A 20583-nucleotide genomic window follows, 5' to 3' on the forward strand; every position below is an offset into this window, starting at 1 on the left:
CTAAAATAAGAACACCGTCTATACGGTGCTCTTATCTGGTTTATACAAAGGATTCATCATCTTACTAAAAACGGAGGCTAGTACCTGTTGAAACAGCATACCGAACACAACAGGCATGGCGACTTTACCTGGAAAGTACGTTGTGGCCACGATGACACCGACTGCAATATTTCTCATGCCACCAGTAAAAACAAAGGTTGCCATTTGTGGACCGTCTTTTAACAGATATCGACCAATGAGGTAAGCAAATAGATAGCCTGATACTGCAAGGAAGAACACTAAAAGCACCACGAAGAAGAGATGCATGTTGATATCCTTTAAGTAGGGAGCAATGGCACTGCTATTAATCAGTATGACAGCAAATAAACATAGCTTTGAAAAAGGAGCAAGTTTCTTACCGATTTTTTGGGGGATGGCTCCTTTCGAAAGTTCATTCACTAAGATACCTAAAATCGTGGGTAAGACAATCATCCATAGTAAATTCAGAATCAGGGATGCCACATCCAACTCAATTTTTTCACCCGAAACGATATAGAGGATGAAGGGGAGAATGATGGGAGAAAGGAGCGTATCAATTAAAATAATTGATAAGCCTAACGGTAAGTTCCCTTTGCAAATATTGATCCAAATAACACTCGTTACACCTGTTGGAAGTGCAACTGCTAAGACAAAACCAACAGTCAACAAATGGTCATCAAACAAAACAGTGGATAAGAAATAAGCCCATAAAGGCATCAAGAGATGAAGAAAAAGGATGGAGAATAAAATGAGAACTGGATGCTTCATGAAAATTTTTACATCTTTAAATTTCATATGTAAGCTTCCTGAGAATGTCATGAAGGCAAATAGCCAGGAGACGAGGAATAATAAATGATGTCCAATACTTTCTAAGAATACACCTACAATTAAACTTAATGGTGTCAGGATCGCAATGTATTTTTGGAGAAATACATTTAGTTTTTCTAACATACAAAGACCTTCTTTTTTTATCTGATTTTATCACTTTTATTATAATCGTAGGTAAATTTACCGCAAAAAAAGCAGAAGATTTACTCCTGCTAAGAATTTACATGTTTTTTATTGGTTTCTTTAGTGAACGGCATCCATACAATGCCTACGATCAATAAAATATTACCTGTCCACCTAACCCATAAATAATAAGGCTGGTCTTTTAAAAAGTACAACGAAGATAGGATAATAACCATCCCAATACCAATCATTAATTTTAAATAAATCGGAGTTTTTGCCATTCTCCTGCCTCCTTTCTATCTTTTCATGAATATGTATCTATATCACTTTTTTTCCTATCCAATGCGCAGTAAAGACAATGGGGAAAAATAATATGCCAAAAGGCAGGCTTATCAAAACGATATGCCAAGTAAGGATGCCACTAGTAAACAAAGATTTAAATAAAATAATGCTATAGGGAATAATGATGATGGCTGATGTTATAGCTCCTGGAGTAACAGAACGAAATAAGAGCGATTGTCCAATATGGGTAAAAGCATGGATAAAGAAAACAAGTGTAACAGCTGTGAAAAAATAAATAGTAAAAGCAGCTCCGTTTAGAAAATAGAAGTTAGCCAGAATGGTAGAGAGACTGACAAACAAGAAGATAAATAAGACAGCAACAGCAAATTGTGCGGTGCTCATTGAAAATTGTTTCACCACTTTATCGGCTATTTTTTGGGGTAATCTTTCATACAGCTTATGACGATTATGATGTAACCATTTCTCTACCATAATAATTTCTTCAAAATCATGAATAATAAATAAAATAGGAAACAACCAAATTAGTGTTTGAACATTCGTCCATTCCATATGAATACCTCTCTCCTTATCACTATGCTGGAAGTGTTACTGAAAATACCATATTTATATAATATATGTTAATAATAACATATTAGAAAAAGTTGTAAGCTAAGATTCATTTATTATTGAATCTAATTATTAAGAAATCGGGGATGAAGCTGTGAGTGAAATCGATAAACGTAATAGACTAAACAAGGAACCATTCTCATATCAAACGACAAACAAGGGGACTGTCGTTATTTATTATAAAGGCAAGCAAATTAAAATCGTCAAGGAGAAAGAGGCTGAGCTTCTACTAGCAAAAATTAAGCAGGTGGAGGGGCAGATAAAGGAAGTCCAGCTATTGTTAGCTAAAATTACGGGGAATTTTAAACGAGGTAACGAGAAATTGGCTAAACATCAAAAAGGGAATGAAGGTTAAAAAAGATTTATTGAGATAATAATTATGCAAAGCTAATAGTAACTTATTAAATTGGTTTTTCCTTTTTAAGGCAGGCGTTAAGGGGGTTATTACGATTATTTACTGTATGGATTCTCTTTTATAAAAATACAAGCACTTGCTTTGTCCAATGAGAAGGGAAGATAAATTAACACACAATTAGCGGATTTGAATTTTTTGTTAATTATTAGCTCATTTTACCATTTTGTCGATAACCTGTGTTATTCTATATTAGAATAATAAATTAGGAGGCGGTAATATGTATTACAGCAATGGTAACTATGAAGCTTTCGCACGTCCTAAAAAACCTGAGGGAGTCGATAAAAAGTCTGCTTATCTGATTGGCTCGGGACTAGCCTCACTGTCAGCAGCATGTTTTTTAATTCGTGATGGCCAAATGAAAGGTGAGAACATTCATATTCTTGAAGAGTTAGATATTTCAGGAGGAAGTCTAGATGGCATACTTAATCCGACGAGAGGGTTTATTATTCGCGGTGGACGAGAAATGGAAGATCATTTTGAATGCTTATGGGATTTATTCCGTTCCATTCCTTCGTTAGAAGTAGAAAATGCTTCCGTTTTAGATGAATTTTATTGGCTTAATAAAGAGGATCCTAATTATTCAAAATGTCGATTAATGAAGGATAGAGGCCAAAGACTTGAGGATGATGGCAAGTTCACTTTATCAGACAAATCCTCAGAAGAAATGATTAAATTATTCTTTACGCCTGAGGAAAAATTAGAGGACAAAAAAATCACAGATGTTTTCTCAGATGAATTTTTTGAATCGAATTTTTGGCTCTATTGGTCCACGATGTTTGCGTTTGAAAAATGGCATTCTGCGATGGAGATGCGTCGTTATATTATGCGTTTCATTCATCATATTGGCGGATTACCAGATTTATCGGCCTTAAAATTTACAAAGTATAATCAGTATGAATCGCTCGTGCTGCCAATGATTAAATACTTAGAAAGTCATGATGTTGATTTCCAATATAATACGGTTGTAGAAAATGTTTTAGTTGATAAGGTAGGAGACAAAAAAGTAGCTCATACATTGGTGTTACGAAAAGATGGTGTGAAAAAGAATATTGAACTAACAGAAAATGAGTTAGTGTTTGTGACAAATGGTAGTATTACAGAAAGTACAACATACGGGGATAATAATACGCCAGCCCCTATCAATAAAGATTTAGGTGGCAGCTGGTCCCTGTGGAAAAATATCGCTGCCCAAGGTGAAGAGTTTGGTCGACCAGAAAAGTTCTGCGATAATCTGCCAGAGGAAAGCTGGTTTGTTTCAGCTACCCTTACAACCTTAGATGATCGTGTGGCTCCATATATTGAAAAAATCAGTAAAAGGGACCCATACGCTGGTAAGGTCGTAACAGGAGGGATTGTCACAGCTACTGATTCTAATTGGATGCTAAGCTATACATTGAACCGACAACCTCACTTTAAAAATCAACCAAAGGACCAATTAGTTGTTTGGATTTATGGCTTACTATCAAACAAGCCAGGTGATTTTATTAAAAAAAGTATTACGGAATGTACAGGCATTGAGATTGCACAAGAGTGGTTATACCATATGGGTGTACCAGTGGATGAAATTCCAGACATTGCACAAAATTCTTGCAATACGATTCCATGCTATATGCCTTACATCACTTCTTATTTCATGCCAAGAGCAATGGGTGATCGTCCACTTGTTGTGCCAGAAGGATCAGCTAATTTAGCCTTTATTGGCAACTTCAGCGAAACCGCAAGAGATACAGTCTTTACTACTGAATATTCCGTAAGAACGGCGATGGAGGCAGTCTATCAACTATTAACGATTGACCGAGGTGTGCCAGAGGTGTTTGCGTCTGCCTTTGATGTTCGCACATTATTAGCATCAACGGCTCGTTTACTGGATGGTAAAAAACTAACAGATATTGATGCACCATTTATCTTAAAGCAAATCGGTAAATTGGGTATTCATAAAACAAAGGATACAATCATTTATGATTTACTGAAAGAAAGTAAACTAATATAGTGTTGAAAAATAGACAAAGCAGTTTGAGGGGCTTTGTCTATTTTTTTATAGCCAGTCTTTTACATAGGCAAGTAAACCGATAAACGCACCTAACCCCATGCCAATAAAGACAGGCACTATGAGGTTGGCTTTCTTGTGTACGGTTTTCATTTCTTCCATTGAAATCCCTTCTTTCTCATCACATACTTAAAATTCTAAGCGCATCGTCTGGTTCGTATCCTTGAACCCGTGTTTTTCATATAAGGATTTAGCGCCTTTATTTTCAGTCAATACATTTAACTCCAGATAGTCCAAGTGACGATAGGCTGCCCATTTTTTCGCTTCATCTATTAAAGCAGACCCAATTCCTTTGTTTTGGTAATGCTTGCCAACAATCACATCCACAATAAAAGCATATTTGTGCTCAAACAAGCAAGTATAGGGTGGGGTCGTCGTTTCTTTAATAAGCAAAAAGCCTACTACTTCGTTCTCGAATGTTGCGATTAAAATATCTGAATCATCCTCAATGATCGTAAACCTGATAAAGTTGGCATCTTGTTTGGCAGGTTTGATATATTTAGGTTGAAGAATCGACATCTCTAAAAAAAGCTCTTCGTATAAACGCTCAATTTGTGGAATTTCATCGAGCGTTGCAGTTTTTATTTCCATACTATCCCTCCGTCAGTTTAGTATCATAGTAAGTAATATTTTACATTAATGGTTGATTAATAGAAAGGAGAAGGCACATGAGGTTATGGCATATAGATTTAATTGCGTATCTACCAAAAGGACAACTACTGTCGCAGTGGAGAGAGCTAAATAGCATATTTGCGAAAGAGGATCAGCATATACTGATTAATTATATATACGAATACCCAAAAGAAGATTTGTATTTGTATACAGAAAAAGTCATGGATGAAATGAAGAAGCGGGGTTATCAAATTCGAACCTACGAAAAAAAGAATAACTACTTTAAGGGTTTGGGCCCAGTAAAGGATAGAAGACCCTTTCAACAGCATCATAATCAGGAATATCTTGAAATATGTTTTTATAATTTAAAGGAGAAATTTATAAGAGGCCAGAAGGATTATGAAGAGGAATTGTATCAGCAATTATGCACATATATAAATAACGTGCTTTAACTAGGAGGGTTATATATGTTAAGAGCGATTATATTTGATGTAGATGGAACGATTTTGGATACGGAGCAAGCGATTTTACAGTCATTGCAAAGAACCTTACGAGAAGAAACAAAACAGGACTATCCCTTTGAGGCATTACGATTTGCTTTAGGCATCCCAGGAAAAGATGCATTGCAGAGGCTTAACGTGGATGACATAGAGGCTGTGCATCAGAAATGGTCTGCGGCTGTGCTGGATTTTTCACATGAAGTGGCTGTTTTCGAAAGTCTAGAGGAAGTTATTCAGCACCTTGCAACAAAGCCACTACAATTAGGGATTGTCACTTCTAAAACAGCGCAAGAGGTAGTGGATGAATTTGAGCCGTTTGGGTTAAGTGAGTATTTCCAACATATTGTAAGTGCCAGTGATACGGAAAAGCATAAACCACACCCAGAGCCGCTGTTAAAATGTCTGGACGCATTACAGGTAGCACCAGAAGAGGCCATCTATATTGGTGATTCTATCTATGATTTCCAATGCGCAAAGCAAGCAGGCGCCAAATTTGCCCTTGCCCATTGGGGAGCTAAATCCACCATTGGCTTTGAGGAGGCAGATTACGTTTTTTATGAGCCAAAGGATATTTTAGCAATCGTTAAGTAGCATGAAAAATAGAAGATGGTGTCCTATATATCACACCATCTTTGCCTAGGAGGAACGTAAATAGTTAAAAAGATTAAGACAGTTAAATTCCCAATATCTACAATTACATGCGATAAAATAATCGAACGAAAGCTTTTTGTTAGTAATGGTCAACTCGATACCTATTGGCAGTCGCCTGATAAGATTGTGAAATTTTAATGAAAGAACATGGAGTTGCATAAGCAGCTCTTTTTTCTTTCTTGAATAGTGGCATCAAAAAATTTATAAGAAAGTAATTGACACCCTAACTACTCGGTGTTACTATGTAGTTGTAATAAGTAATACTTAATAGCTTCTCGAAAGCGAAAAAATTTTACCTAAGTACTAAGTTGTACAGAATAGTAAAGCAAATAGAGGTGGTTCTGCATATGGAAAATTTAACGGAGATGCTGAAGGGGTCTCTGGAAGGCTGCGTACTGGAAATCATTAGCCGTCATGAAACCTATGGATACGAAATTACCCGACGCCTGAACGAGTTAGGGTTCACTGAGGTCGTGGAAGGGACGGTCTACACCATCCTCGTGCGTTTAGAGAAAAAAAAACTGGTGAATATTCAAAAGAAACCATCAGATATGGGACCGCCCCGCAAGTTTTACTCACTTAATGAGGCTGGACGTGACGAACTAAAATTATTTTGGGAAAAGTGGGATTTTATCTCGTCAAAAATCAATGCTCTAAAGTCTTTTTAGTTTCATATGATAATGCGTCTGATCTTTAGCTTGATAATACAAAGGAGGAAAATAACGTGATCGAATTGTTCAAAAAAATGATGGGTGATAAAAAAGAGTACAAGATGATGATGGCACGGGTCGAACAACTACCAGAGGATTACCAATTTGTGTTTAAAAAAATTCAAAACTACATGTGGAATTTCACAGTGGGTAATGGGATGGATATGCTGCATATGCAATATGAATTGATCGAGTTGTTCGAGGCTGGGGCAGCAGAAGGCAGGAAAGTGCTGGAAATCACTGGCGAAGATGTAGCGTCTTTTGCTGATGAGCTAGTGGCAAACGTAAAAACCTATATCGCCAAGTATCGTGAAGATTTAAACCAAAGCATTTTAAATCGATTAGGAAAAAAATAAATGGGTCAGTAATACCGACTGAATAGCTACTTGTTCATTGGCCTTCGCTATTCAGTTTTAATTTCAAACGGTACTAAGTTATACAGATTATCAGTCAGACTAAGTAGTTAAGGAAGGGTAATCTAACTCTGCAAAGAGATTTTTAAAAAGGGAGGAAAAAGGATGAGCAAAGATACGATTTCTGTAAAAGGGTTAAAAAAATCTTTTAAAGAAAAGGAAGTTTTAAAGGGCGTGGATTTTGAGGTGCGGCGTGGCGAAATTTTCGCATTGTTAGGCTCAAATGGAGCAGGGAAAACGACGATAATCAATATTCTCTCCACATTGATGAAATCTGATGGTGGCAAAGTAGGGATTTGCGGTTTTGATGTCCAGCACCAACTAGATCATGTTCGTCAGAGCATCAGCCTAACAGGGCAGTTCGCCACTTTAGACGGTATGCTCACAGGGCGGGAAAATCTGATCATGATTGCCAAGTTGCGAGGGGTTTCCAATCCCGCTCAAACAGCAGACAATCTACTCGCAAGATTCAGCCTGACAGATGCGGGCAATCGTCGGGCAGACAATTTTTCTGGCGGGATGCGGCGCCGACTTGACATTGCCATGAGCATGATTGGGTCGCCAGCGGTTATTTTTCTAGACGAACCAACGACAGGGCTTGATCCTGAAGCACGAATGGAAGTCTGGGAAACAGTCAAGGAGCTTGCGGATGGTGGCACGACCATCTTGCTAACGACCCAGTACCTGGAGGAAGCCGAACAACTGGCGGATCGTATTGCCATCCTACATGAAGGGAAAATTATAACGACAGGCACCCTTCTAGAACTTAAAGAGATGTTCCCACCTGCAAAAGTAGAGTACAGTGAGAAGCAGCCAACACTTGAGGACATTTTCCTCGCCATCATTGGCAAAAAGGAGGAGATTTAAATGAAGAGTAAAGCATGGGTATTGCTAGGGCGTTTAATGCGTAACATTATGCGCAGCCCAGATACAATAATTACGGTGGCGATTACGCCAATTATGATGATGCTACTATTTGTCTACGTATTTGGAGGTGCAATAGAGACAGGTACAGCCAACTACGTCAATTATTTATTGCCAGGAATCTTATTGATGGCCATTGCATCGGGCTGCGCTTACACTTCCGCACGGCTGTTTACAGATAGAAAGAGTGGGCTGATGGCACGTTTTATCACCATGCCCATCAAGCGGTCGTCTGTATTGTGGGCTCACGTGTTGGCCTCGCTTATTTCCAACGCACTTACTGTTGTAGTCGTTATCCTTGTTGCGTTCTTGATGGGTTTCCGTTCTAGTACGGATCTCTTGGATTGGTTTGCGGTAGCTGGCATACTAGGGCTGTTTACGCTAGCATTGACATGGTTGGCAGTCATTCCTGGATTAGCAGCAGGGTCTATGGAGGGGGCAACAGCCTATTCGTACCCGCTGATTTTCCTACCCTTTATCAGTTCGGCCTTTGTTCCCACGGAAACCATGCCTAAAATTATCCGTGCGTTCGCTGAGAACCAGCCCGTTACCTCAATCGTCAATGCAATTCGCGCCCTCTTATATGAAGGCTCTGTTAGTAATGATATCTGGCCCGCTCTTATGTGGTGCATCGGCATCATGGTCATCGCATATTTTTTCGCCATTAAACAATTTAAACGCCAGTTAGGCTAAATTCGTCATTATCAAATAAGCCATACTAAAAAGTCGATTTCTTATTGTATAGGAAATCGACTTGTTCTCGCTTCTATTCAATCTATATGGATAAAGACAATGCTAATTTCGAAAATGATTTCGTGCTAGAAGGGTTGCTGACTGATATTCAGAAGGCAAATCATCCTCAAAATAAATCGCTTCTACTGGACAAACTAATTCACAAGCTCCACAATCAATGCAAAGATCTGGATCAATTACATATTGGGTATCTGTCATAACAATGCAATTTACTGGACAGACATCCAAACAGACAGCCGCTTTTTCATCCCTGCATAATTCTGTAATTACAAATGCCATTATAAATCCTCCTATACAGACAACTGGTGTTTTAATTCTTCGGGTGAGTGTTTCCAATACGCTTCATTAAATTCAGATAAAAACTGAAAAAGTAGCTTTTTTGAATGACTATCCATATGCTGCAAGTGAAATTTCCCTTTCAGTGCCTTATCTAAAAAATTTACCTGCTCTGGCAAAGATTTATAGCCAAGCTTAATACGACGTTCTTCTTTTGATACCCGTACTTCACTTGCGGTACATCCCGCATAATAGGGGCCATTTTGATTAACCTGAATCGCTACCCAAACTATCCAATAACGATAATAATCGCTACTAGCATGAGCTAGATCAGGTGAAAAACGAACTTTTTTTTCAATTTTACTTCGTCCGTGTAAGGCTTCTAAATCTATAAACACGTGCTCTTTTTCACAATCTATAATAATTGACGTTACATTATTTAGATCAAGGGTACCTACTCCGTAACCTCCATCTCCGTCAGTTGAATCGTTACTTAAAATTGTAAAATGCATTTTCTCCTTCATAGAAGTCACCTCGACACATTTGTATTTCCTTATTAATAAATAGTTAATCGGTCTGAACATACAGTTTTTGCTCATAGCAAAACGCATAAAAAAAACATCACTGTACGCTACGTTGTACAAGATGTTCTACCTGTTGGTAATTTTTCAAGTACAAATCTAACAAACACATTACGTATAGTTTTTATAAATTAAGATACTTGAACGTTTTAGTAGTAATTTTTTTCTATACGTAATGGTTGTCTAGGATTTTTCCTCATACTTTTATCGTTAAAAAGTATAAATACAATATACCGTCTAACATCAATGATTGTCTTCAGACTAATGTCTGAAATGTTATGTATTGGAAATTTGACGATAATACAGTGATTGGACCTTTAATTAGCAGAAGGTTGTTGCTATAAATTTTGCCATTCCGTTTTAATTGGTAGAAACCAAGCAGCTGAAAAAGGACTAAGACTCCTGAAAACAGCTATTTTTTCTATAAAGGACAATAAAATTGCTTGTTGTTGTAACAACAATAGTGTACGATACATAGTATAAGTTATACAGTGTATGTCATATAGTAAGTGGAATTGAGGTGAGTGAATGAGTACGTTACTGAATTCATTAATGACAGAACTTAGGAGAGGAACACTGACATTAGCCGTTTTAAGTCAATTACGAACACCGCAGTATGGATATTCACTTGTTCAATTATTGGAAGATTCGGGCATTAACATTGATCAAAGTACCTTATATCCATTGCTTCGCCGTTTAGAAAAACAAGAGTTAGTGACAAGTAGCTGGGAAACCTCTGAGAGTAGACCCCGCAAGTATTATGTATTAAGTGAATTTGGATTAGACGTCTTTTTGCAATTGAAACGAGAATGGATTAATAATTCAAAAGAACTTTATGAGCTACTAAAAGGAGATGAGGATAAAGATGAATCTGACTGAAATTTATATTCAAGAAGTCACGCGGAGGCTGCCTGAAAAAAATCGTGAGGATATCGCACTTGAGTTACGATCAACCATTGAGGATATGTTACCTGATGATTACAATGAGCATGATGTAAAGGAAGCGCTGGAAAAGTTAGGGAATCCAGCGGCGTTAGCGAGCGGTTATCGTGATCAACCAATGCATTTAATCGGCCCTCGCTATTTTGATGTATACCTTTCGTTACTAAAAATGATTATACCAATTGCCGCTGTCATTGCAGTAATCTCAATGATTGCTGAATATTTTATTAGTTTTGGTGGGGAAGAAGCGGTTCTTAATGTTGTCCTCAATCTGATGGGGGAAGGAATATGGAGAATCATCGAAGTAGGCATACATGTCTTTTTCTGGCTAACAGTCGTATTCGTCATTTTGGAACGTACTGATAAAGGAAAAGAGCAGCATCCATTATCAGCAAGTCTAAAAAAATGGACTCCCGAAGATCTGAAAACCGTCATTTATATTCCTAAGAAAAAGGCAATTACCAAGCTTGAAGTATTTGGCTATTTAATGTGGACGGCCATTTGGGCAACTTTTTATTTTTATGCAAATCATCTTTTAGGTATATATGAAGATGGTGGAGAGGGTCTAAAATTCGTAATGCCAGCTTTAAATCAGGATGTTTTACTTCATTATTCGCCCATTGTGATCGTTGTCATTGCTCTCGAAATTGGGTTAGCTCTCTACAAACTATTGAAAGGGCAATGGACGAAAAAGGTGGCAATCTTTAATACAATTGTGGAGCTTTTCGCAACCGTTGTATTCATTGTGATAGTAAGTAATCCGAATTTAATGAACCAAGAAAGTATCGCGTACATGAGTAATTTATTTACCACCTCTACTAAGCAATTTGAAATATGGCTAATTGGCGGCATAATTATTATATTTGTTGTATCTGCGGCAATCAGTATATTCGACGGCTTCCGCAAGGCTCGAATCCGTTAATTCATCGTTGTTTAGCATTAATTAGTACGCAACCATGGATACTTTACTTAAAGATGGCCTCCGTATAGAGCCATCTTTTTCTTTTGAAATCTATGTAGGATGAAGTGAAATTACATAAATAAACAGTGGGGGAAGTAAAATGGATTTACTAATTGGAATAGCAATTGTACTAATTGTGTTTTTCTCTTCAAGCATAATAGAGAGAAAGTTAAAATCGATTGAAAGGCAAAACAATCGCATAATAGAAATACTAGAAGAAATAAGAGATAGAAAATAAATAGATCGTCTATGAACAGCGAAGTTTAGTATAACAATGAAATACCCCATCAAAGTGAACTGCTCCCCAAATGTTAGACACATCTAACATTTGGAGGAGCAGTTTTTATATGGCTAAATTTACATCGGAAGAAAAACTACAAGCAGCCTTACGTTACATAAAAGGCAATGAAAGTTCACATGAAATTGCTAAATCTATCGGAACAGATCACAAAGCAATTCTTAATTGGGCGAAACAATATGAGTATAATGGCGTAGAAGCGTTTATAAAGCGATATACAAATTATTCGGCACAGTTTAAACTAGACGTACTAAACTTTATGATTGAAAATGGTACGTCCTTACTTGAAACAGCAGCTATCTTTAAGATAGCTACGCCTTCTACACTTCGTAGTTGGAAAAAGCAATTTAAAACAAAAGGATTCGATGCCCTTCAATCAAGGAAAAAGGGGCATCCATCCATGAAAAAAGAAACGAACAAACAACCAAAACAAGCACCAGTAGAAGGGACACCTGAAGCACTTCAAGCAGAAATCAATCGTCTACGTATGGAAAATGAGTACTTAAAAAAGTTGAACGCCTTAGTTCAAGCCAAGGAAAAATCACCAAAGAAGACAAAGTAAAGGTCATCTATGAATTAAGGCATAAATACTCGGTGAAGGCGCTTGCGAAATTCGCAGGCATTCCACGTAGCACGTACTATGATTTAGTGAAGAAGATGGATCGTCCAGATCCAGATGCCGAGTTAAAGGCCGAAATTCGAGCAATTTATAACGAACACGAAGGTCGTTATGGTTATCGTCGTATTCGTGATGAGCTAGCAAATCGTGGGAAAAAAGTGAATCATAAAAAGGTTCAACGTATCATGAAAGAATTAGGTTTAAAGTGCTTAGTGCGTATGAAGAAATACAAATCTTATAAAGGGACAATCGGTAAGATTGCGCCTAATAGATTGGATCGTAACTTCATAGCAGAAGCACCGAATGAAAAATGGGTTACAGATATTACGGAGTTTAAGCTGTTTGGTGAAAAGCTCTATTTATCACCTATTTTAGACTTATTTAACGGCGAAATTATTACGTACACAATTGGTCATAGACCAACATATTCGCTTGTATCAGAAATGTTGGAGAAGGCACTAGAGAGGTTGCCAGAGGAACATCAATTATTGATGCATTCAGATCAAGGTTGGCATTACCAAATGAAACAATATCGCCACGCCCTTGAATCAAGAGGCATTGTGCAAAGTATGTCACGTAAGGGAAACTGTTATGACAACTCTGTCATGGAGAATTTCTTCGGCATCATGAAGTCAGAATTCCTCTACTTAAAGGAATTTGATAGTGTCGAGCATTTTAAAAAGGAACTTGAAAAGTATATAACGTATTACAACACGAGACGTTTAAAGGCAAAATTAAAACTGAGTCCGGTAGAATACCGAACTCAGTTTACCCAAGCTGCCTAAACGAAATAACCGTGTCTAACTTATAGGGGTCACTTCAAAGTAAGACAAGCTTTGATGGGGTGCTTTTATGATTCACAGATAAAAAAATCGCATGACATTCAATAAAGGGACAAGCTTACAATTTTAATGGGAAGGTATTATTCAGGCGGATATTTATACGTTTTGAGATGTGTGTGATGAATCAATTTAACAACAGGTCCTGAAGAAATTTCATAGGTCATTCGATCCTTTCCAATAGGAATCCATTGTCCGCCATCCGTAGGTTCAATTTCAAATGTAATTTGCATTTGAAAGCCTCGGAAATGGTTTCTATTTGTATCAATTACTTCAATTTTCCAAGGCGTAATATGAGGGGAAACATCCTTTCTAATCTTTGAATAATAATTGGTCAAATCTTCTTCAATATAAGGAGTAAGCAAAAGCATGAGCATATCCTGCAATCTCAGCTCGCTAGAATCCTGTGTTGGTTCAGCTGTTGAAGCGGATATTGTTTGAAATGAAGGAACTAGTACAAGGGGGAATATAAAGACGAGTAACATCTTTTTCATTTTCTTCTACACCTCTTTGTGATCTTTCCCTAATGCATTGTATTGTTACCTTTATGGAATGAAGTATGTATGATCGAAGTAAAGGTGTTCGAGTATAGGTTTTACAAATAATTGAAGATATTTTCTGACATGACGATTGGCAAAAAATAAGCTGCGATACGGTTCATCACAATAAATGGTGTGGAACCAATCATTTTGATGGGGCCTTGCTATACTTTGACCAACATAGGTATTCGATAAAAAATTTAAAATAACCTCTAACATAAATCTACGTTCCATCATAACGAAATAATTATATGTATTGGATGGCGATGAAGTGTGCAATAGGCAAAAAATAGAAGGGGCACAGATGGAAGTGCCCCTTAGTAACAAATCGGGAGGTGCCATGTTAAACGAATTCGCTTAACACTACTTCTATTTATATGATAAGATTACTTGGTTTTATAGACCATCATCTTGCATATGCTAAAATTTACACATCGTAGCGAAGAATAGCTGTTATCCAGTCCTTTACTAATAGTTGCCATTGGAGCTGTGAACTGTCTAAGGGAAGAGAGAGACTTTGCAGCTCTTTAGGGAGCAAGTGTATTTTATGACGTATTATTTCATTGTCAGGTGATTCTGTATCAATAAATAAAAGATAGCGTCCGATTAAATCTTCCTTATACATAGATGGATAATCAAGGGCTTTTAATACACGTGTAGAAAATTCCACACCATTTATTTTTACTTCAAAATGTCCCCGCACATTAAATTCACAGTGAATATGTGTACCAGATAATCGACGTAGCGCTTGTAGGAAAGCAGCTAATGTTCTTTCACTAATGAAAGAGGTTTTCCAATAGTATTGACTCTCTTCGTGTTTACTTGAATTAGCATCATATGTATCGTATCTTATTTCTAATGTTTCTTCGGTTTCGTCAGATTTTTTCCTAGTGAGGTAGTGCCGAGCAATTTTTTTAATGGTGTGATGATCTAAATCACATCCATAGCTGAGAATAGTTACTTGTCTACGCTGTGCTTTGGCAAATAACCGCATTTCTAAATTTGCATCACTATTTAAATCCCAGCCATAGCGTGGATTGTAATGAATACATGTACTTTTGTTCATTGCGACCTCCTTTTTGCCATGTCTACTAACATTATAAATAATTTTGTCTAATTTTCCTTATTTTTCTTTTGAAAATGAAACTTTTGGATTTTAAGTTTCGTATAAACTGGAAAATACTTTTTTAGGAGGTAATTATGGCTAAATGGAGAGGCACAATCCTTCTTTGTACATTGCTATTAACAGCCTGTACAGCAGAAACCGTTCAACCTAAAGAACAAATACAGGAAGAGAAAAACGATGAAAATATTGTGGTCACAAAGGATGGCAAAATAACCTTTGAAATTAAGAATGAGATTGGTGTTCCACAAGAAAAAGTAGAGGCTATAAAGGATGAAATTGTGACAGCATACGACCACATAAAGAATTCTATACATACTTCCTACACGCCATCTGAGCATATCAACGTATGGTTTAAGGAAGACGGTCTATCCTGGGGGTTTGCATCGAAAATCGAACTAACTGGTGTTCAAGAAGATATCTATCCACTAGTCCATGAAATGACCCATTCTTTACTTGGCTATGGCAACAATTTCGAATCAGACCATGGCTATTTTACACAAGAGGGTTTTGCGAGTTATATGGAGGATCAATATGGAAAAAATAAATTATACTTTGAAAAATACATGAAGCATTATTTGGATTCAGATAAGTTAATTCCTATTAGTAAGTTAATTGATCCAAATCAAGATGATGTCTATTTTCGCCCAGCACTTTCAAGTGAAGAACAGAATCGAGTCATGATGGAGATGAGCTACACGCATGCGGCATCATTTGTTACATATTTAATAGATACTTACGGACTCGAAAAGTTTGAACATATATATAACGAGAAAGAATTAGCGCAAAAATTAGAGGAAGTTTACGGAAAGAGTAGTAGGGAGTTAGAAAAGGAATGGTTAGCATTTATTCAACAACAACAAGGGTTTACTCATGAGGAAAAATTTAAATCAGGAAATTTTTATGATATGAATACAATTCTTCTTCAAATAGACCCAAAATATTTTGCCAAGGAATAATATTTTTCTAAATATTTAAGTAAACCCAAGCGCTCTTTATTCGGAGCTCGTGGGTTTACTTGTGTATGAATTCGGATGAAACTGTCTATGTAATAAATGAACGCCCAGTAAAACGCACAGACCACCAATGATTCTTAATAATATATTTTTAAGAAATACAGTATCGTCAACCGTAATGACAATCAACATAGGGCCAACCATAATCAATGCGATGCCTAGCAATGCTTTAATTACTCGCAACATGTAAAATTCACCTCAAATTTACCATTTCAAATTTGATTATCGCACTATTATCTGAAAAGGAAAAGGGTCACTAGGCTGGTAAAGTGACCCTTGACCTTACAGACTCCTAAAGTCTGTAAAAGGGTTAGGTGCTAATTGGGATGATTAGTACAAGAAAGAAGCGCCAACAATAATTAAAAGAATGAATAGAACGACGATTAATACGAATGTTGAACCGTAATAGCCGCCACCGCCAGAGTCGCCGCCGTAATAGCAGCTGTTGTTCATGTTACCTACGTTTCCGTTGTATCCCACTGAAAATCCCTCCTTTCTACAACCTATAATATGTATGCTGGCAGAAAGGAGAAATGGTATTTACCCTATGGTTCTAAAAAATGCTGAAAACATACTTGTAAATTATTTTTATAGAAGAAGGTTTTTCATTTACTTAATTTTTATTTTTTTACATAATTAGAGAGTGATGTTAGATTTGCAAGCAAAGTTAGAAAAGAAAGCGGGCGTTACATGCTACGGGAAAAGCTAAAGCAAAAAATCATAAGTGAACCAACCGAATGTATGGCTTATTTAACAGAATTAGTGAAGTCAAATCGAATTTATGATGGGAAGTATTGGCAATCATTATAGATAGTATAAAAAATGGACCTGATTAACCAACACACAGTGGGATGTTTTGTTAGATAAGGGTTTATTACCTGATCTTTATGTAGAATGTGATAGCTGTGAAGATACCATTCCTTGGTCCGAAATATACCGTGCGATCTTCAGAGCGAGAGATCATTATTGTCCCTTTTGTAGATATTTAGCAAATAAAGAAAATACTAGGTTATTAGACGAGGATGGTAGAGACAATAATGAAATGGTTCATGATAACTGCCGAATGGCTATTGTTTTTATATGTGGTAATTTGTCTATTGAGCTTTAACATAATTCACCTTGGAAACCTTCTCTATGTGGATATGCCGCACGAAGAACCGATGATTGTGACAACATCCTTTGCGCATACATCACTGTTTATTATAGGTATAGGTGTTGTTTGTTTTTTGTATATGAAATATTTATGGGGCAGTAGTGCTTATAAAAAGTCAAAGGCAGTGATCTGGGGAAGTCTATTTACTTGCCATGCATTGACAAGCGGTTTTTATTTGTTCATGCGATATGGGCTTATATGGAATCAACATGAAGCAATGGAGCTTTTATTATCGACGATCATTAGTTTCGTCCTTACAATCCAGGCTGTGATGAAATATGTAGCAAGTAAATATTGAAAGAGTGAGATGCTAGGAAACTGGTATAGTAAAGCAACGTTTGACTTATTCAACAAACGGGCATTTAATTAAGTAAAACATAAACCAAAATTGGATAATTATGTTGAAATGAAGAAGAAATAAAATATACTAAAAAACGGAGCGGATAGTGAAAAAAGGACTTAGAATATCGATTTAATTAGACACAAAGATATGGGGGTCGTGTATGTTTATAGTTAGTCAAGTTATTTTATGGATTATTATATCAACTATTATTAATGCATATTTAATGACATTACCCATACCTGTTTTACAGAGAAGAGATTTTCCAGCTAACTATCTTATTCAACAAAACAATCGAATAGATTTTCAAAAGAATAACGAATGTGCAGCATTTTCAACAGCATATCTATTACGTCATTTTGGCATGGAAGATGATGGTGAAGGGTTATATACGCATTTTCCTAGTAAAACTAGGGTTGGTACTGTATATCCAAAGGGAATCCGAACGGTGTTAAGAAAAAAGGGTTTTAAAACAAAATATCATAAAGGAAATGTAAGTACATTAAAGTATGAAGTTAGTAAAGGAACTCCCGTGATTGTTTTTATTAAAACACAAAAGGATCGTAACTATCTGCATTTTGTCCCAGTAGTAGGCTATGACAAGGAATATATTTACCTTTCAGAATCAATAAAGAAACTGGTGAATTGTGATGATGTACACAATCGCTATAATCGAAAAGTTCCAATTAATGAATTTAAGAAACTATGGAATGTAAAGAGAATTCATATGCTTCTTTATAGCAATACTTACATAGCCGTAGACGCCACACAGTCTAGTTAATTGTTTTATCATTTAAAATGTTTACAATAACAAGAAACAGGAGTTGAACGTTATTTAACAATCGGGCGAGATTTTGCAATAAGAAAAAACACTCAAATTATCAAATAATATAAACTAACAACGCAATATTTTTTATGTGAACTAACTGGTGGAGATATTCAATATCAAGACTTAGATGAAGAAATTGCTTGGTAGGATAGCAATGAAATTTCAAAATTTATTCATGCATACCCGAAAGACTCAGAAGCTATTGAACAACTATTATCAAATTTATCTTAAAAAAATCCTCCACAATTGTGCGCATTTCTTTAAAAAGGAATGCGTCTTTTTTAATACGAAATAAACAAAAACTTCGCGTTATTAGTGTGTAAAGAATGGAAATCCATGATGTAGGAAATAATGTAGTTCTCGAATGCAAATTACAATTCAAAAGAAAGCAAATCAATACGGAGGTAAAAATGACTGTTCTTGATTGTATCATAATAGGCGGAGGTCCTTCTGGGTTAAGTGCTGGCTTAACTTTAGGAAGAGCAAGGAGAAATATTGCATTAATGGATGATGGGACAAATAGGAATAGAGTGACACAGGCGTCACATGGATTTATTACGCGTGATGGGATAAAACCACAAGCATTTAAAGAAATAGCTTTAAAAGAGTTGGTGAATTACCCGTCCGTCTCCTATCTTAATGCGACAGTTATTGAAATTATAAAGGATATAGGTAATGAGCGATTTACTGTCAAAACATCTACGAGTCAGGAATTTGTTTCAGAAAAAATCATCCTCGCCACCGGTGTTCAAGAAATATTTACTATACCAAGTATAAGAAAGTTTTATGGAAAAAGTCTATTTAGTTGTCCGTATTGTGATGGTTGGGAGCAAAAGGATAAGCCATTAGTGGTGATGGCAGAAAAAGAAGAGCATGTACTGCATTTGACTAAGTTGATTTATAATTGGTCACAGGATTTGGTTGTCTTAACGAATGGAGCTCACTTATCTAAAGAAGGTAAAATGGAGTTACAAAAACACAATATCAAAATAATATCAGAAAAGATAAAAGACCTCATAGGCAATGATGGGTACTTACAAAAAATAGAGTTTGAATCAGGAGCAACCATTATAAGGTCGGGTGGATTTGTGGCCCCATCTTATTATCGCCCCAATCAGTTTGCTGAGAAGCTTGGCTGTGATATTGATGAAGATGGAAAAGTCATAACAGATGGTGTTGGTAGAACAACTCAAAAAAATGTATATATTGCAGGGGAAACCGAAAGATCTAAACCTTCCACTTTAATGATTTCAGCTGCCAAAGGTAATAAAGCTGCTGTTTCAGTAAATACTGATTTAACGATGGAACGCTTTTGATGACGTCATAACACTTGGAATAGGATCTTAGCAAAAACATATCAGCTAATGTATTCTCAAACATTGTGTTAGAGTTACTATAAGAAATGACGAAGAACGGATTTTGCTTGTAGAATCCGTTTTTGTTGTTCCAAAAATTATAGTTTTACAAGGATAGGGTAACAACTAAAACCAATAAAAAAAGCTCGGGGGAAGAAAAAAATGAAACAAGTGGGGACTCTATACTTTTTCTGTGGAAAAATGGGAGCAGGAAAATCAACAAAATCAAAACAATTGGCTAAAGAAAAAAATGCGGTACTTTTATCTGAGGATGAATGGCTTTCCTCTCTTTATCCCAATCAGATCACATCATTTGAGGACTATCTAAAATTATCAGCACAGCTCAAGCCGATGTTGAAAAAGCATGTCCAAAACATTTTAAGTGTTGGTACGCATGTAGTAATGGATTTTCCAGGTAACACTCAAAAACAGCGAAAGTGGTTTTTGGATATAGCGTCAGACGTCAATGCAAACCATCAACTAATCTACCTTAATTTAAATAACCAGCAATGCTTGCGTCAAATTGCGCAAAGGCGTAACGAACAACCCGAAAGAGCAGCTTTTGACACGGAAGCGACGTTTATTGAAGTTACTAAATTTTTTGAAGCACCAGAAGCTTCCGAGGGTTTAAATATATGGGAGTTTAGTGGGAAAGAATAACACAGAATTTTAGCACCAGGAAAAATTAGCTGGACTAAACCGCCTATAGAATTGTCATATGTAATTTATGCGGTTTATGAAGAATTTTTGAAAATTATATTGACAAACTATTTTTTTTCTGTAAAATGAAAAACAATTCAAAAATATTT

27 protein-coding genes are annotated in these 20583 nt (G+C 36.4%); 17 read left to right on the forward strand and 10 right to left on the reverse strand.

The window, feature by feature from the left end; genetic code table 11:
• Positions 1-18: 18 nt before the first annotated feature.
• From NYE73_RS11235 to NYE73_RS11245, 3 genes are all read right to left on the reverse strand, one after another.
• Positions 19-969 carry a bile acid:sodium symporter family protein gene (locus tag NYE73_RS11235; RefSeq protein WP_259949149.1) on the reverse strand — a complete coding sequence of 317 codons (951 nt, stop codon included), beginning with the start codon at positions 967-969 and terminating at the stop codon, positions 19-21.
• Between the two features lie 89 nt (positions 970-1058).
• Positions 1059-1250, reverse strand: a complete 192-nt coding sequence (locus tag NYE73_RS11240) for a hypothetical protein (RefSeq protein ID WP_112117966.1) — start codon at positions 1248-1250, stop codon at positions 1059-1061.
• 37 nt (positions 1251-1287) lie between these two features.
• Complete coding sequence (locus NYE73_RS11245) at positions 1288-1821, reverse strand: HXXEE domain-containing protein (RefSeq protein WP_259949152.1); 534 nt, start codon at positions 1819-1821, stop codon at positions 1288-1290.
• A gap of 151 nt (positions 1822-1972) precedes the next feature.
• Here NYE73_RS11245 and NYE73_RS11250 point away from each other — a divergent pair, with 151 nt between their 5' ends.
• A complete protein-coding gene (locus NYE73_RS11250; protein ID WP_259949154.1) occupies positions 1973-2233 on the forward strand; it encodes a hypothetical protein in 261 nt (86 codons plus the stop codon).
• Between the two features lie 277 nt (positions 2234-2510).
• Positions 2511-4283: an oleate hydratase gene (locus NYE73_RS11255; RefSeq protein ID WP_054549388.1), complete on the forward strand. Its 1773-nt coding sequence runs from the start codon at positions 2511-2513 to the stop codon at positions 4281-4283.
• A 186-nt stretch (positions 4284-4469) separates the two neighbouring features.
• Here NYE73_RS11255 and NYE73_RS11260 read toward each other — a convergent pair whose 3' ends face one another.
• A complete protein-coding gene (locus tag NYE73_RS11260; protein WP_259949157.1) occupies positions 4470-4931 on the reverse strand; it encodes a GNAT family N-acetyltransferase in 462 nt (153 codons plus the stop codon).
• A gap of 77 nt (positions 4932-5008) precedes the next feature.
• Here NYE73_RS11260 and NYE73_RS11265 point away from each other — a divergent pair, with 77 nt between their 5' ends.
• The 6 genes from NYE73_RS11265 to NYE73_RS11290 all read left to right on the forward strand — a co-directional run bounded on the left by NYE73_RS11265 (position 5009) and on the right by NYE73_RS11290 (position 8843).
• A complete protein-coding gene (locus NYE73_RS11265; RefSeq protein ID WP_048393800.1) occupies positions 5009-5404 on the forward strand; it encodes a pyrimidine dimer DNA glycosylase/endonuclease V in 396 nt (131 codons plus the stop codon).
• 15 nt (positions 5405-5419) lie between these two features.
• The gene (locus NYE73_RS11270) at positions 5420-6043 is read left to right on the forward strand and encodes an HAD family hydrolase (RefSeq protein ID WP_259949159.1); all 624 of its coding nucleotides are present in this window, start codon (positions 5420-5422) and stop codon (positions 6041-6043) included.
• A gap of 407 nt (positions 6044-6450) precedes the next feature.
• Complete coding sequence (locus NYE73_RS11275; protein ID WP_004228545.1) at positions 6451-6771, forward strand: PadR family transcriptional regulator; 321 nt, start codon at positions 6451-6453, stop codon at positions 6769-6771.
• Between the two features lie 56 nt (positions 6772-6827).
• Positions 6828-7169 (forward strand): DUF1048 domain-containing protein, encoded by a 342-nt coding sequence (locus NYE73_RS11280; RefSeq protein WP_259949161.1) that lies wholly within the window; start codon positions 6828-6830, stop codon positions 7167-7169.
• A 162-nt stretch (positions 7170-7331) separates the two neighbouring features.
• A complete protein-coding gene (locus tag NYE73_RS11285; RefSeq protein ID WP_259949162.1) occupies positions 7332-8093 on the forward strand; it encodes an ABC transporter ATP-binding protein in 762 nt (253 codons plus the stop codon).
• Entirely contained in the window at positions 8094-8843 is a 750-nt protein-coding gene (locus NYE73_RS11290; protein WP_259949163.1) for an ABC transporter permease, read from the forward strand.
• A gap of 102 nt (positions 8844-8945) precedes the next feature.
• Here NYE73_RS11290 and NYE73_RS11295 read toward each other — a convergent pair whose 3' ends face one another.
• Both NYE73_RS11295 and NYE73_RS11300 read right to left on the reverse strand, forming a co-directional pair.
• Positions 8946-9182, reverse strand: a complete 237-nt coding sequence (locus tag NYE73_RS11295; protein WP_004228537.1) for a DUF362 domain-containing protein — start codon at positions 9180-9182, stop codon at positions 8946-8948.
• 11 nt (positions 9183-9193) lie between these two features.
• Positions 9194-9703 carry a YwhD family protein gene (locus NYE73_RS11300; protein WP_259949165.1) on the reverse strand — a complete coding sequence of 170 codons (510 nt, stop codon included), beginning with the start codon at positions 9701-9703 and terminating at the stop codon, positions 9194-9196.
• 585 nt (positions 9704-10288) lie between these two features.
• Here NYE73_RS11300 and NYE73_RS11305 point away from each other — a divergent pair.
• The 4 genes from NYE73_RS11305 (at position 10289) to NYE73_RS11320 (ending at position 13365) form a co-directional block, all read left to right on the forward strand.
• The gene (locus NYE73_RS11305) at positions 10289-10639 is read left to right on the forward strand and encodes a PadR family transcriptional regulator (RefSeq protein ID WP_048393791.1); all 351 of its coding nucleotides are present in this window, start codon (positions 10289-10291) and stop codon (positions 10637-10639) included.
• The gene (locus tag NYE73_RS11310) at positions 10626-11624 is read left to right on the forward strand and encodes an HAAS signaling domain-containing protein (RefSeq protein ID WP_259949166.1); all 999 of its coding nucleotides are present in this window, start codon (positions 10626-10628) and stop codon (positions 11622-11624) included. Before NYE73_RS11305 ends, NYE73_RS11310 begins: the two co-directional genes overlap by 14 nt.
• Before the next feature lie 139 nt (positions 11625-11763).
• The gene (locus NYE73_RS11315; protein ID WP_004228528.1) at positions 11764-11901 is read left to right on the forward strand and encodes a hypothetical protein; all 138 of its coding nucleotides are present in this window, start codon (positions 11764-11766) and stop codon (positions 11899-11901) included.
• Positions 11902-12010: 109 nt separating this feature from the next.
• Positions 12011-13365 (forward strand): IS3 family transposase gene (locus tag NYE73_RS11320; protein ID WP_139111235.1). Its coding sequence is split into 2 segments (ribosomal slippage): positions 12011-12464 and positions 12464-13365, totalling 1356 coding nucleotides; the frame shifts between segments, so codons are not numbered across the junction.
• Between the two features lie 137 nt (positions 13366-13502).
• Here the strand turns inward: NYE73_RS11320 and NYE73_RS11325 are convergent.
• Both NYE73_RS11325 and NYE73_RS11330 read right to left on the reverse strand, forming a co-directional pair.
• Positions 13503-13913 carry a DUF3888 domain-containing protein gene (locus tag NYE73_RS11325; protein ID WP_259951309.1) on the reverse strand — a complete coding sequence of 137 codons (411 nt, stop codon included), beginning with the start codon at positions 13911-13913 and terminating at the stop codon, positions 13503-13505.
• A 472-nt stretch (positions 13914-14385) separates the two neighbouring features.
• Entirely contained in the window at positions 14386-15024 is a 639-nt protein-coding gene (locus NYE73_RS11330; protein ID WP_259951308.1) for a hypothetical protein, read from the reverse strand.
• 134 nt (positions 15025-15158) lie between these two features.
• Between NYE73_RS11330 and NYE73_RS11335 the strand changes: the two genes are divergently transcribed.
• Complete coding sequence (locus tag NYE73_RS11335; protein WP_259951307.1) at positions 15159-16040, forward strand: hypothetical protein; 882 nt, start codon at positions 15159-15161, stop codon at positions 16038-16040.
• 36 nt (positions 16041-16076) lie between these two features.
• Here NYE73_RS11335 and NYE73_RS11340 read toward each other — a convergent pair whose 3' ends face one another.
• Positions 16077-16283, reverse strand: a complete 207-nt coding sequence (locus NYE73_RS11340) for a hypothetical protein (RefSeq protein WP_259951306.1) — start codon at positions 16281-16283, stop codon at positions 16077-16079.
• A 144-nt stretch (positions 16284-16427) separates the two neighbouring features.
• Positions 16428-16550, reverse strand: a complete 123-nt coding sequence (locus NYE73_RS11345) for a YjcZ family sporulation protein (RefSeq protein WP_081010967.1) — start codon at positions 16548-16550, stop codon at positions 16428-16430.
• 584 nt (positions 16551-17134) lie between these two features.
• Between NYE73_RS11345 and NYE73_RS11350 the strand changes: the two genes are divergently transcribed.
• The 4 genes from NYE73_RS11350 (at position 17135) to NYE73_RS11365 (ending at position 20434) form a co-directional block, all read left to right on the forward strand.
• On the forward strand, positions 17135-17548 hold the full coding sequence (locus NYE73_RS11350) for a hypothetical protein (protein ID WP_066037843.1): 414 nt from the start codon (positions 17135-17137) through the stop codon (positions 17546-17548).
• Between the two features lie 205 nt (positions 17549-17753).
• Positions 17754-18371 carry a cysteine peptidase family C39 domain-containing protein gene (locus NYE73_RS11355; RefSeq protein ID WP_066037844.1) on the forward strand — a complete coding sequence of 206 codons (618 nt, stop codon included), beginning with the start codon at positions 17754-17756 and terminating at the stop codon, positions 18369-18371.
• A gap of 458 nt (positions 18372-18829) precedes the next feature.
• Positions 18830-19735 (forward strand): NAD(P)/FAD-dependent oxidoreductase, encoded by a 906-nt coding sequence (locus NYE73_RS11360; protein ID WP_259951305.1) that lies wholly within the window; start codon positions 18830-18832, stop codon positions 19733-19735.
• Positions 19736-19936: 201 nt separating this feature from the next.
• Entirely contained in the window at positions 19937-20434 is a 498-nt protein-coding gene (locus NYE73_RS11365; protein ID WP_066037845.1) for an AAA family ATPase, read from the forward strand.
• Positions 20435-20583: the final 149 nt, after the last annotated feature.

The organism is Lysinibacillus sp. FSL K6-0102, assembly GCF_038003545.1.
Lineage (GTDB): Bacteria > Bacillota > Bacilli > Bacillales_A > Planococcaceae > Lysinibacillus > Lysinibacillus capsici.